We start from the raw sequence: 12,629 nt of genomic DNA on the forward strand, positions 1-12,629 counted from the left end.
GTGGCGTGGCGTGGCGTGGCGTGGCGTGGCGTGGCGTGGCGTGAAATATGCTGCCTTCACTATCGTCTTTTCCAAGCTTGGAGGCACTCAGTCACTACCTGTTAGAAATCGGACAATAAAAAGCGAGACTGCTTCTCTTTCAATCTGCACATGTGACAAACACTTGGCAAAACGCCTGCTCCCCCATAGCAGCCTCAACACCTGCACCTTTTCCCCGCTGAGGGCGCGCCACAAGAACCAGTCTGACCCCATAGCCCGTCCTCAAATCAGGGGGGGAGTGGGCACACCCAACCGGCTTGAAACAGGCCGCTTATTGCCACGACCTATTCGTGCAAAAGTGGGACTGACCAAACGGCATGTCAAAAAAAAAGTCTGGTCGCAGGGGGAAGCAAAGCCGCTACGGAACAATCTTCTTCCTCAGGTAAGGGCAATAATACCCTTGAGGGTGGCGCATCAGCCACCAGGAGAAAGTGAGAAGGAGCGGTACGCCGTCCACACATCATGAGGATAGCCAGCCGAAGAGGCGAAACACACTCTAACGCGCTGAAAAAAAGGGGCACGCCACCCGCCCAGAGAGCCGCAAATACAGCCTTACGTTTCTTATGCTTGAAAAGGAGGATTGGCGGAGGGGAAGGGATTCGAACCCTCGATACAGTTTAACCCGTATAACGGTTTAGCAAACCAATCGTTTATGTTGTTTTTCATATGGTTAGTTTTATAATCACGCCAACGATGCAATCTCGATGCACTTTGGATACGCTATGAGCATTTACAAGCGAAACGATACCGGGATGTGGTTCGTTCAGGTCAGAAGGAAGGGGTTCCCTCCCCTTAATCGTTCATTTGCCAAGAAGTCAGATGCGACAATGTGGGAGCGGAATGTGCTGGCTGAGATAGACGCCTGTAAAGCAAACCCGCACCGGGTTTTCGATTACACAAAATTTACAACCGTCGAGACTCCCAACTTCGAGGTGTTCGAAGTTGGCATGAACGCGGAAATCGTCGAATTCGATGAACGCGGGAACGAAATCAGACGAGAAACAGAAGTCAGAAAAGACAGACCTTATCCTCTGTGGTCATGCGTTGACCGATACATTGAAGAGGAATTGCACAAATTCAAATCGCATAAATCAATGTTTGACCGACTCAATATGTGGAAAAACTCAGAGTTCGGGCAAGAGTCACTTTATGACATTTTGCCGGAAATGCTGTTCCGCTGGATGAAAAACAGAAAGAAAAAAGACGGCACCCCTGCTTCGGCATCTACTGTCCGAAACGATCTGTTTCAACTGTCATCACTCTATGAAACAGCACGAAAACCTACCACGAAAGGCGGATGGAATATCACTGACCTGAAAAATCCAGTGAAGGATATTCTGTTGCCACCACCGCCAAATGCCAGACAACGGCGGTTAAACCGGACAGAAGAACATGACCTGTTCTCAGCGTTATCAGATAGCCCGCGCTCACACGAAATCATCCCTTTCGTTATCATTGCGCTTGCCACCGGCATGAGGAAATCAGAGATTCTGGAAACAACAGTCCGGGAAATTGTGGACGGACAACAAGGATACTCAATCCAGAAACAAGATACGAAAAACGGACATCCTCGCCTTATTCATCTGTCAGAAAATGCAACAGCTTCTGTTCTTCAGTTAATGCAAGGCAAACGACATGAAGACAGGCTTTTCTCTATGTCTGAATCGGACGTGTCTAACGAATGGACAAGAGCAAGAGAACGAGCAGGATGCAAAGATTTGCGGTTGCACGACATTCGACATGAAGCCATTTCCAGACTGGCAGATGTCGGGCTTTCCATTGGTGCCTTGGCGTCTATGTCAGGACATCGCACCGCTCAGACGTTGCTAAAATATGTCAACGCATCCGAAACCGATATACGAGAAAAATTGTCTAAAATTTCAAAAAATCAGTAAACGCAAAAAAGCCGGTAAAAATTACCGGCCTTTTTTATTATTCCCATGATATAATGTTAACGACCAAGAAAACAACATCAAGGAGACTCTGATGTTTTTATAATATCACAAGTCTCCTAAGTCAAGAAGTTCTTTGGCAAAGGAGACTATGAATTATGATATTTTAGAGAGTCACATATATAAAATCGACGTTTCAACTTACGACATTTTAGCCACTCTCATACCCTTCTATCGCTACAAGCTTTATCAGAAAATAGCAGAAAACAGCCGATTAAACGATGATTGTAACCCTGAGATATGGGCTGATGCTGTCGTCAGAATGTTGCCAAGGCTACGCCGGGAGATTGTGGAATCGTTCGAACTCGTATCATATTCATACTTAAAATTATTAGAGATTCAACGAATCACAGGAGGCAGATTAACCAGAAAAGCAAACCGAGCACGCACAAATCTCAGGAAAGCCCTGGGCCTTTTAATTGATGAAGATAAGGTTCAACAGCGTTTTGATAACGACCGCCGGGATCATTATCGCAGATTAAAATTCAACGGTGTCAATGTTCTGGATTCCCTCGAACGGAAACAAAAGCAGGCTTACGCACGCGATTGGGCTATATCTCAATGTCTGGACCAATCCGCCCGGCTCCTATGGTTGACGCCCTCGCAAGGTGATAGCGGTTATTTTATATCACTCACATTACCGCCACGGTTTCATAAAAGCACATTCGAGACTGCAAACAATGAAATCAACCGCAGATTAAACAGCATAAAAAAGGATGCTGACCGGCAGGGCATCACATTGCTCGGCATCTATAAGGTTCACGGGCATAAAGATGAAACACAGCACCTTCATATAATTTACTATGTGAACAATCGAGATAGAGAACGTCTGAATCAGATATTTTTCAAATATTTTCAGAATGAAGAAGAAAGATACGAACAAAATTCGTCGATCAACCAAAGCATATGGAACTTCGATGGATGTTTAAGATATCTCTTCAAAGACCACGGGGAACCAAATGTAAGAATTGGATTTATCGGATTAAGACGGGATATTAAAAAGGTCTGGCACTCGTTATATACAGGGGATTACGGCAATAAATCGCTGTCATATCTGTCAGATGATCGCATATGGATGTTCCGCAAACTTATTCGAAAAACTTCGACTGACGATTATGTGAGTCATATTCCCGGTTACACCCTGTTTTGTATTCGTGGTTTTCGTGATTCACGAATTAACCAGCTTGCCGATAAGCAGACAGATATCAGCCGGACAGATTTTGCAGATGCATACGTGTATCTAATTGGAATGTGGGAATATCTGAACCCTGAAAAATCAGTATTCAAAGTCGAAAAACCACGGAAAAACAGGAAGAAAAGAAGTTATGTTTGGGAATATGGTTATATTTATTTATATAGTAACCAAGATAGTAAGAATGCGGTCTTCTTCTGTTGGGAATGCATCAAAAGCAGAGGCCAACCCCCTCCATGACAGAGGGGGAAACAGCTTAATCAGTCACATGCAGACACATCATAGCGATAATTTCAGCAGATTGGCACAAAAATAATCAAACATATGCGACAGGTGCGGAATCTTATGAAAATCAATGATAATGATTAAGCTGAAAAAATACAATCAAATCAGAATCATAAGGAAACCTGCCGGAAATCCGGCGGGATATCAGATATAATAATTCCAGTTGTTACAGGAGTTATTACAATGACAAAAAATCCTATTAATAAAAATGATGATTTTGAAGAACCAAAATTTGAAGTGACTGACGATGATTCCGATAGTCATTATAAGTCGATTTATAACGACGATGATGATGATGATGACGATAATAAGAGCGACATAAAAGATGATGATAGAATTTCTGTATTCTCTCCAAACGTAAGAGATGAAATTAACAAATATCTCAACAAGCAGAAATCTTACTACACAAACTATTTCAGGGATAAAAACATTACATATGAAGATTTAAAAAAAGAAATGTTAATGCGTTATTTCTACGACAACTACGTCGAAAAGAAAACGTTACAGGATAGATTTGAACAAATAGGAAGAACCATAGAATCATCAAAAGGTCTTATCAAGTTTATCGCAATAGCATCTCTTGTATCCGCCAACGCCATAGCATCCTTGAAAATATTAAGAATGAAAAATCATTAAATATCACGCGACAATCTGACAGCCGGACCGGTATTTTTATACATTGTGGCTGTCTGTTTCTGTTGAAATTCTTTCATATCTTTCATTTTTTGCAGTGCATAGACAGGATTTGTCAAAGCTGTCTGCAATAGCTCTGTATTCTGAGTTTCCTTTATATAATCAAACAACTCAGAAAAATCTTTTTTCGCTTTGATATAGCTCTGGACAGACAGGTCTTCAGCCCATTCTTTTCGCGTTCTTTCACGCCCCGAAACATACAAATCAGCCATATGATTCAGAGAATAATTAAAATGATCGTCATTGTTCAGAATATCGAGATTCTTAAAATCGTAACGTAGATTTTTAAGTGCATCATTGAATTCAGATAATGCTTTTCTCGTCGATGAACCATTAAACCATAAAGCTTTTTCCTCGTGATATTTGTTCCTGAGCGGTCTCAGGCGGTTTTCATGTTTCTCACGAACGATGATAGGGTTTCTGTCTTTCTCATCCGGAAATGGCTCTGGTTTAATATGACGCCAGCAGGCCATGAATTTCTGTTCAAGCTCCGCCAGTTTTTTGTGAAATTCTTCCTGAGATGCAAGAGCCTGCTGTATCGTCTGACGCGCTTGAATTCTATCGGAATTCTGGCTGTTAACCGCCATTTTCTCATCCGCAGACATCGCGTCCGTTGTCTGGCTGGCATCTTTCGCCAGATCAGCATGAACATGACCGCCGATAACAGGGGCAGGAGCCGGTTTCCGGGGTTCTGATGGCCGTGTCTGGTCATGGCGGGTATTTGCCGAACTATCAGCGGAAACGGACTGTGCAGACTTCTCCGGGGATTTTTTCGCTTCAGACGTTACATGCTGAAGCCCATGAACTGGCTCCCGTTTCGTATTCTGGCCATTCATATGGAATTCATACTGCTGACTGAATTCCTGCTTTTTCATATTGAAAAGACGATTAGCAGACCCAAGAATATGTTTATCGTGAGTCACAATAATATATGTGTTGGCCTTGTCCCCCTTTTTGATATGAAGACCCATGTCGTCAAGCTGTTCAATCATCTGGCCGAATGATTCAGACGATATACGCAGGTCTTTTAATGTCTGTCGAACCTCATTCAGATTGATGCCCCTAACTTTCGAACGTCTGAACTGCTTTTCAGAATATGATGAATCAGGTGCCTCTTTTGGGTCCAATGATGGTGTGTTTTTTCGAATAGTATCAGCATACGATTTCTGACCAGATTTTTCTAAATCTTTAATGACCGATGCGTTATGCTTTCCGACAACAGGAGCATGGCCGAAATCAATCTCAGCAATTCGAGCAATTTTCTCTTCACGTATTTTAGAAAATGATGAATCTAATATTTTTCCATTGGACATCACTTCCGGGAAATATGCGTGATAATGCTGATGTGATGCCTTTCTATCTGCTCGTTGCTTTGTGTGTTTTACAATGGTCGCTGTAGCAGGGTCGGTTCTGAATTCATTTGCATACATCCGCACGACTTCAAGTGCCTGCTGGTCGGTCATATCCTCATATGATGATATTTTTACATGTCGAACCGCATACTGAGAACCGACTGCTTTAGCTCTACCGAGTTCAGACCGGACATCAAATTCAGAACCTTGAAGAACCTCTATATTCTCATTGTCAGAACCATGAAAAACATGCCTACAGGTCGATGACATGCCTTGGCTTGATGTTTTCAATCGTGCTGACTTCACTATCATAGAAAAAACTACCGGCGGATAGTCGCAATCATGCTATCAATGTCAGACAGAATTTTCAGACATTGTTTCATGTTGTCATTCGCATCATTGTAGCCCTGACCACCATTCAGACGATGGGCAATCTGATTCAGATTGTTGCCTACCCGACTGACTTCTTCTCTTGTTGATTTCAATTCCGTGAGTAACGAAATCTTATCCCGGCTCAACATCGGCTCAGAATTCATCAGACTGCGAAAGTAGTTTGCAAGCGTCTTATATCCGGCCTGACGGGCTGATGAGTTCCATGATTGTAATTCATCTCGTGAGGCACGGACTGATAATCTTGTTTGTGTTCTGTTCAAATTCGGCTTCATAATAATTATCCTCAAATTGTAGAATTCTAAAAGCGGGTCCACGGGTGCAACCCTGGCCAGATGGCATTGGATAACCCTGAAAGGGGTAGCCGGATGCCACCTCTGGCATTATTATAATACTGTTTTCACATACCAATGAATTAAACAGACATACATGATGTAATATAGGGAATTTATACCGGTGCCATACCGGTATAACAACGGTATAAATATTGACACGGAAGGCTCTTTGTGGTATATAATAGAACATATACCGGAGCAATAAAAATGAGTGCTTACATTCTCAACAGAATTGCAGAAATAGAAAAAGAACGGGCTGACCGCATTCAGTCATATCGTGATGCCTGCTCTGCTACGTCGCACAGACAGCTTTTTAATAAGTTAAACGAAGATATCGACCGTCAGGCACAGGGATTGACGGGAACAAGACGTGCTGAATATGAAGCCATGAAATCTCGGAAACTGGCTGAGGCTGACGCAAGAGACCGAGAGAATGAAGCCTTCTGGGATGCGCTCGTATAATAGTGCATCCGTATAGTTTACATCGTCATATCTTTTGATGATTTCTGTTTCTGAATGATGTTGCCGTCAGGCGCAACATCAATTTTATCGAGCATGTCTTTTAATTGATTCCTGTCGATAGTCGATACTTTCTTTTTAAAGCTATCAGATTTATCAGATGACATGATCGCTTTGAATTTGCGAACGCAGTCACGAGCATCAAGGGCTTCCGGGCGGTTTTCCCATTCACTGAGTTCATTTTTCCGCCTCTCGTTACACATGACAATAGCAGTTTCTAAATTGTCCCTGAGCGAACCGTCTGAATTAATGACTTGCATGAGTTCATTTTGCTCATAATCAATTTCAAGCTCTCTTATCTGGTCGTCAGTAAGCATTGGACGATAAGGAGAAACAGAACCAACAAGACCAAAAGCATGAAGAATATTGTCCGCAATGAACCGACAGCATTCTAAAATTTGCGCTGATACTTTTTTCATTGCTTCGACAAGTTCAGGCGGAACCGGAACCTCCCCAGGAACAGCCATTTCCTGCCATTTCTTCATACGCTCCATGCGTTGCTCATTAATGCTCTGCTCAAGCTCAGCACGTTGCTTCTTAAAAGCGTTCAGCTTCTCAGTAGCGGGATTAACAGTGTTGAAAATATCGTGCCTGATTTTTTCCATGTCTAAATCTTTGGCTTTAATCGTCGGATGAGGCTTGTTAATCTCTCGTGTCATCTCAGATAAGAAAGAATCAGCAACGAGATTAAATGACTTTTCAGTTCTATCTTCATCAGTCATGCTTTCTCTTCGTCTCATTCTATTTAATACATTGGGTGTCATTTCAAATATATCCTTATAATTACTTATATTATAGCAAATATATCAGAATAAAATGACATATATTTTCGTGATACACATAATTCTATATTTTCGTGTGACACAAAATAAATAACAGATATTAATATATAACATATCAGATATGCAATATACGCATATCTGTTTTTCGTTTGCATTATGCAAATAAAAGCAAATTTTTAAGTTAAATTGCGCGTAATGTTTTCCAAAATTGCGCCGAAAATCGAGGGAACAAAATACCGGCAGGTAGCTAAAAATATTGGTCATTTTTGGCTGATTTCTGCGGTTTTTTGTGCTTTTACACCCAGGTTGTCCGGGAAAAATCAGGTTTAATTTTCGTAATGTTGCGCGGAAATATCTGAAAAATGCGCCGAAAACTATGCTCTCAGATGCGATTACAGAGGCAAAAATATTTTGGCAATACTATAAGTCAGGGGGTGCCTTTTGGGTGCTGAAATCGCGTTTAAATGAGTGTATATACAAAAACGGGAAAACGTATATACAAAAAACAGCTCCGAGAGGGTGTGGGTGTTTTGCTTCAAGAGGTAATATCCGAAGCAAAGGAAAACAAAAAAAAGCCAGCCATATTATAGGGCCGACTTATATACTTAATCTATTGATAAATATAGATTAAATTCGCTTCGGGCGGTAATGTTTTAAGCACTCTTGTATTTGTTCGGCTGTTGGATTGATATTGTGACGTTCATCATGTCGATTGTTGAACAGATAATCATTGCCTCGTGACTCTTTAAATCTGTTTCCGAGTCCTTTGCCGAAAATGCGACGGCATAATTCATTCTTTTGATTTATCGACAATAACTCGAACTCGTCTTTGAATACTGATTTCAAAGCATTTAGCTTTGCTTCTGCTCTTCTGCGTCTCGTCTGTGCTGATTTAATTCCGCCCAGACGACCGGACTTTATTTTTTGTTCTGTAAAATCATCTGCCATAGTAATAACTCCTGTTCTGCTTCGACATGCGATGTCTGAAGCAGAGTTATATTAGCATATTCTTATGAATATATTTTGTTATTGATATAATTATATAGGAGAATTATCAATATGATTAAAATAATAGATTTCAATCCAGAAACCAGAGAGTTCATTGAACTCACTCCAGACAATGAAGAATATCATTCATTTTGGTATGAAACATCTGATTATCTCATATGGCGTTTGAAACTTCTGGAAAACCAGAAGGCTCACACAAATGAAGAACAGAACGAAATCAAAGAAATAGAGAGAATACTAAAAGATACATACCCCATGACGTTCTGATATTGGTTATTCTTCGGCACGTAATGTCTGAAGCATAATAACCGCAGACCGATTCCGTTCCGAATAGAGTTCTATTCGGGGCAGTTCCGCCATTTTTACATACACAAGAGAAGCCAACGTCCCCGGCGTTCCAAAAACCGTGACCGAAATTGATACAATCATTTTGACCATATTTCAGGAGGGTCAAAATGATTTACGGATATTGCCGGGTATCAACCCATAAAAAAGATGAAAATGGAGAATACGTCCAAACAACCGACCTGCAAAGAGATGCTTTGCTGTCCGCTGGTGTGGATGCCCGCAACATCTATGAAGACAGAATAAGCGGGACAACAGCAAGCAGACCGGGATTAGATGAACTTCTGAGCCATGTGCAGGATGGTGATACTGTTCTGGTCTGGAAACTCGACAGACTGGGAAGGTCAACAAGGAACCTTCTGGAACTCGCGGAAAATCTGAAAAGCAAGGGCGTTAATATCAGAAGCCTGCAAGACGGTATCGACACGTCTGGCAAGTTTGGTAGCTTCCTACTCACTATCCTGGGTGCGTGTGCGGAATTGGAACGCGAAAATATCCGCGAAAGAGTGACCGCAGGAATTGCAACAGCGGTGGCAAATGGTGGACGCATTGGAAGGCGGAAGGCTTTGAACCCTTACGCAAGGCAGGAAGTCGTCTCAGCTTTTCTTACCGGGAAAACAATCAGTCAACTGGCAAAAATCCACCGCGTAGGTAGAGCCACTATCCACAGAGTTTTGACAGAAGCAGGTGTGTCAGCTTCATCCCGGCCAGTCATGTGACGCTACTGCGTCACATATATAAAGCTACTATGTTATAACGACTTTGGCACGAATCTTGATTGGCCATCTATGGTCTCTATTGTTCCGACAAGGATATCTCCTATAAACTCATTTTTTCTATAATTTTCGGCGATAGCTTCAATGGAAACCGTATTTTGATCAGGAATAAGAGACATTAACTCCCTTCCTGGAATAGAAAGATTGAATCCATCAGCTTGCGGAGTAAATTTAAAAGCGCTTTGTTTATCTTTCAGCTTGATCAGAATTGCACCGCTCGCATAAGCGTGAACCGCATAACCAGCCTCAAGAAAGCCAAAACTCCTCGGCCCCATTTCGGTCGTTATCCGCACAGAGGACAACAGATTGGCATGGGATAGGAGTTGATCGTGCGATAAAGAATCCGTACAAACCCAGTTACTTGAAATCAGGTAGGGCTTTATAAAAAGCATTGATTCAATGATATTTTTATCCAGAACATCTGCGATTGAGAGTGCAATGCGAGAAACACTCCCTGGCTTCCTGATTTCGCCCGCCAGTATCCTTGCCATCATGTCTTGAAGTTCTTCAGACGATGCCTTCTCAGCAACACCTTCAAATGATCGCATGAAATCTTCAGATGGCGTGGAAGCTTCTTCAGGAACACCCCCGTCAGAAAGATGCTCCAGTGTTTTTCTGGCTATATTTTCTCGTGTCGCCTGTTTCTTCTCAACAATAGTTTCCGCGTAAGATTCCGCTCTAATTTTTAGAGATGGACTTTCTGAGACCGCTTTGCCCGCTTCGTCCGTAAATTTTTGGACAACCTGACGCTCTGACGCCCCCTGCGCCTCAATCATAAGTTTTTTGTTATGTAACCAAGCTTCTGGCAAATCAAAGGAACCAGATATAAGACGGGATATGCCTTCTCTGACTGGCTTATAGGCCCATAAACCGGACATAACTGCAATTAATGGATGTCCCTGATCCAGAAACCAGAGTGCGCTTGCTCCGATACCTCCAGACACAACAGCACCGTTACCCGCCAGCTTTTCTTTTTTCTCGGACATGAATTTCCAATTCCTGTGGCTCGTCAATAGTAACAGGAATTTCTGTGGACCACTATGGTAGGTTGGAGCCTCGTGCCCTTCCGGTTACAGTCGCCAAATGTTGCGTACTGATGGAAACAGGCCGATTCGATGACTGAAAATATAGATGACCTACCCAAGGTCATCACGATCAATTCCCTTGATAAAGAAGACCGCTCCCTGTTTCCTGATGGCTTCCTTGACCTTTATGAGGTCTATAGTTACCGTAACGCCGCTCAGATTCTGGCGACAACCTGTAGTGATGATTTCAATGAACTCACCAATACCTTGATGCAGTTTCGGATTTCTCCTGAAGACATCATTGTTGGCGGTGGCAACAAGTCAAAAATCGCCAAAGGTGTTGAAGACCTCTTTCACCCCTTGGGATGGCGTGAAACGCGCGTCACAGCAGACCTGCTGATCAATCGTATTACATATACTGATCCCACCAAAAGGGGTGGGAAAGCTCCGAAGAAAGTCGAACAATATAAAATAGATTCATTCGTTGACGGCCATAAGATTGACTTCGTTAAGAATAGAATCGCATTCGATATGGAATGGAATTCCAAGGATCAGACATTTGACCGCGATCTTTATGCCCTTCGTAGTTTCTATGAATGCAATATTATATCTGCTGGCATCCTGTTAACAAGAAGTGCCGAACTCGTCCCGGCTTTCAACGAACTGCGACAGCGATCTGTTAAAGAGATGAGTGCGGGCAAGTACGGAGCCTCCACAACATGGATGGGGAAACTTCGCTACCGCATTGAAGCTGGTCGTGGTGGCGGTTGTCCGATCCTGGCTATTGGCTTCCGTCCATCTTTGATCAAGGATTTCGAGCAATGGAAGGAAGCCAATCCTATTCGTCGAGAAGGCAAGGCTATCTCAGTCTCTGATATCGAAAATGAAGACGAAACTGAGAACGACGATTAATCACCGGTCCCGGTCAAGGCGTCCCTGACCAACGCCTTGACACCGCGTTCGCTGTGGCTGTTGTGCTTATAAGTTTCCCATGACGGTTCATACTCGTCTGCCTGATTTCCCCAGACATTCCATCCTTTCCGAGGACCACGAGCGAACATCTCCAGATAGGGACCGGGGGAACATGACTCTATCAGTTCATACTGTTCATCCGGCTTCCGGCTGTGCTCACGTTTCCGGGTAGCAATATAATTGACCTGAGTACGTCCCGGCTGAAGGGTTCGAGCATTCTTGCCTCTGACGCCAAACAGCAGAATTTCCGTCACATTCCGGAAATAGAAACCAACTCCGCGACCGTCAGACCCGCCATCCTTGCGGATTTTATGCCAGATGATGTTGGATTTGTAGGTGAATCCCCACTCCTGCATTACCCGCAGACCATCCGGAAGCAACGCATTTGGTACCCATAGATACAGGTGAGCTGTGGGAGCAACAATGTCAGCCACTGGCAGAGCGCAGATATCGTCCAGCGTCATCGTGGGATAACGACTCAATCTATGATGCTCAGGAGCAACCTTGCCTGTGCGGTTTGTGAACTGCCACGGAGGATCGGCCAGCACCGTCGCAGGCCGGTTTTTCCCTACGGATTTCAGGAAATCTTCGACAGCGTCCTGCGGGCTGGCAATTTTTGGCATGAGGCGCTGTTCACATTCTGTTCGCGTTAAAACCCTTCATACGACAGGGAGCCGTATGTTTCCACTGTGATAGCGAGGATATGATCTTCCGGCAATTTTTCCGATGCACTCTCGATGCACTTTTTTCTGAAAATCTTAGACCGTTTTTTCCGGACCTCGATGCAAACCAAGGCATTCAAGGGCTAAAATAGTCAGGAAAATCAATGAATTGGCGGAGGGGATGGGATTCGAACCCACGATACGCTGTTAAGCGTATAACGGTTTAGCAAACCGTCGCCTTCAGCCACTCGGCCACCCCTCCGCAAGAAGAGTGTAAAGATACACGACGTTTGCATTGGTGC

General features: G+C 43.2%; 14 protein-coding genes and 1 tRNA gene. 7 read left to right on the forward strand and 8 right to left on the reverse strand.

Translation table 11 applies throughout. From position 1 onward, the window contains the following. The first annotated feature begins 761 nt into the window (after positions 1–761). From AD944_RS11350 to AD944_RS11360, 3 genes are all read left to right on the forward strand, one after another. The gene (locus AD944_RS11350) at positions 762–1,934 is read left to right on the forward strand and encodes a site-specific integrase (protein ID WP_169794902.1); all 1,173 of its coding nucleotides are present in this window, start codon (positions 762–764) and stop codon (positions 1,932–1,934) included. 148 nt (positions 1,935–2,082) lie between these two features. Beyond that, positions 2,083–3,423, forward strand: coding sequence for a replication endonuclease (locus AD944_RS11355; protein ID WP_045541451.1), 1,341 nt, complete (start codon positions 2,083–2,085; stop codon positions 3,421–3,423). Between the two features lie 228 nt (positions 3,424–3,651). Beyond that, on the forward strand, positions 3,652–4,104 hold the full coding sequence (locus AD944_RS11360) for a hypothetical protein (protein WP_061474857.1): 453 nt from the start codon (positions 3,652–3,654) through the stop codon (positions 4,102–4,104). Here the strand turns inward: AD944_RS11360 and AD944_RS11365 are convergent. Continuing rightward, on the reverse strand, positions 4,101–5,804 hold the full coding sequence (locus tag AD944_RS11365; protein ID WP_145912766.1) for a hypothetical protein: 1,704 nt from the start codon (positions 5,802–5,804) through the stop codon (positions 4,101–4,103). The two genes, AD944_RS11360 and AD944_RS11365, sit on opposite strands and share 4 nt — an antisense overlap. A 29-nt stretch (positions 5,805–5,833) precedes the next feature. Continuing rightward, entirely contained in the window at positions 5,834–6,178 is a 345-nt protein-coding gene (mobC, locus tag AD944_RS17730) for a plasmid mobilization relaxosome protein MobC (protein ID WP_045541448.1), read from the reverse strand. A 267-nt stretch (positions 6,179–6,445) separates the two neighbouring features. Between mobC and AD944_RS11375 the strand changes: the two genes are divergently transcribed. Then, complete coding sequence (locus tag AD944_RS11375) at positions 6,446–6,700, forward strand: hypothetical protein (RefSeq protein ID WP_045541447.1); 255 nt, start codon at positions 6,446–6,448, stop codon at positions 6,698–6,700. Between the two features lie 17 nt (positions 6,701–6,717). On the opposite strand, the gene AD944_RS11380 is transcribed toward AD944_RS11375, so the two are convergent. Together AD944_RS11380 and AD944_RS11385 are read right to left on the reverse strand one after the other, a co-directional pair. After that, a complete protein-coding gene (locus tag AD944_RS11380; protein ID WP_146881216.1) occupies positions 6,718–7,479 on the reverse strand; it encodes a hypothetical protein in 762 nt (253 codons plus the stop codon). 687 nt (positions 7,480–8,166) lie between these two features. Then, on the reverse strand, positions 8,167–8,487 hold the full coding sequence (locus AD944_RS11385) for a hypothetical protein (RefSeq protein ID WP_061474859.1): 321 nt from the start codon (positions 8,485–8,487) through the stop codon (positions 8,167–8,169). 111 nt (positions 8,488–8,598) lie between these two features. Here AD944_RS11385 and AD944_RS11390 point away from each other — a divergent pair, with 111 nt between their 5' ends. Then, positions 8,599–8,814, forward strand: coding sequence for a hypothetical protein (locus AD944_RS11390; RefSeq protein WP_061474861.1), 216 nt, complete (start codon positions 8,599–8,601; stop codon positions 8,812–8,814). 6 nt (positions 8,815–8,820) lie between these two features. Here the strand turns inward: AD944_RS11390 and AD944_RS16815 are convergent, their stop codons facing one another. Continuing rightward, positions 8,821–8,976, reverse strand: coding sequence for a hypothetical protein (locus AD944_RS16815; RefSeq protein WP_156477258.1), 156 nt, complete (start codon positions 8,974–8,976; stop codon positions 8,821–8,823). Positions 8,977–9,002: 26 nt separating this feature from the next. On the opposite strand from AD944_RS16815, the gene AD944_RS11395 reads away from it, so the two are divergent. Beyond that, on the forward strand, positions 9,003–9,611 hold the full coding sequence (locus tag AD944_RS11395; protein ID WP_045542055.1) for a recombinase family protein: 609 nt from the start codon (positions 9,003–9,005) through the stop codon (positions 9,609–9,611). A gap of 32 nt (positions 9,612–9,643) precedes the next feature. Here AD944_RS11395 and AD944_RS11400 read toward each other — a convergent pair whose 3' ends face one another. Then, positions 9,644–10,654 (reverse strand): DUF2806 domain-containing protein, encoded by a 1,011-nt coding sequence (locus tag AD944_RS11400; RefSeq protein WP_045542056.1) that lies wholly within the window; start codon positions 10,652–10,654, stop codon positions 9,644–9,646. 129 nt (positions 10,655–10,783) lie between these two features. Between AD944_RS11400 and AD944_RS11405 the strand changes: the two genes are divergently transcribed. After that, positions 10,784–11,605: a BglII/BstYI family type II restriction endonuclease gene (locus AD944_RS11405; protein ID WP_045542057.1), complete on the forward strand. Its 822-nt coding sequence runs from the start codon at positions 10,784–10,786 to the stop codon at positions 11,603–11,605. Here the strand turns inward: AD944_RS11405 and AD944_RS11410 are convergent. Beyond that, positions 11,602–12,288, reverse strand: a complete 687-nt coding sequence (locus AD944_RS11410) for an MT-A70 family methyltransferase (RefSeq protein ID WP_082741190.1) — start codon at positions 12,286–12,288, stop codon at positions 11,602–11,604. The genes AD944_RS11405 and AD944_RS11410 overlap by 4 nt on opposite strands. 209 nt (positions 12,289–12,497) lie before the next feature. Continuing rightward, positions 12,498–12,589 (reverse strand) — tRNA-Ser (locus AD944_RS11415). Positions 12,590–12,629 lie beyond the last annotated feature (40 nt).

Source organism: Acetobacter tropicalis, assembly GCF_001580915.1.
GTDB lineage: Bacteria > Pseudomonadota > Alphaproteobacteria > Acetobacterales > Acetobacteraceae > Acetobacter > Acetobacter tropicalis.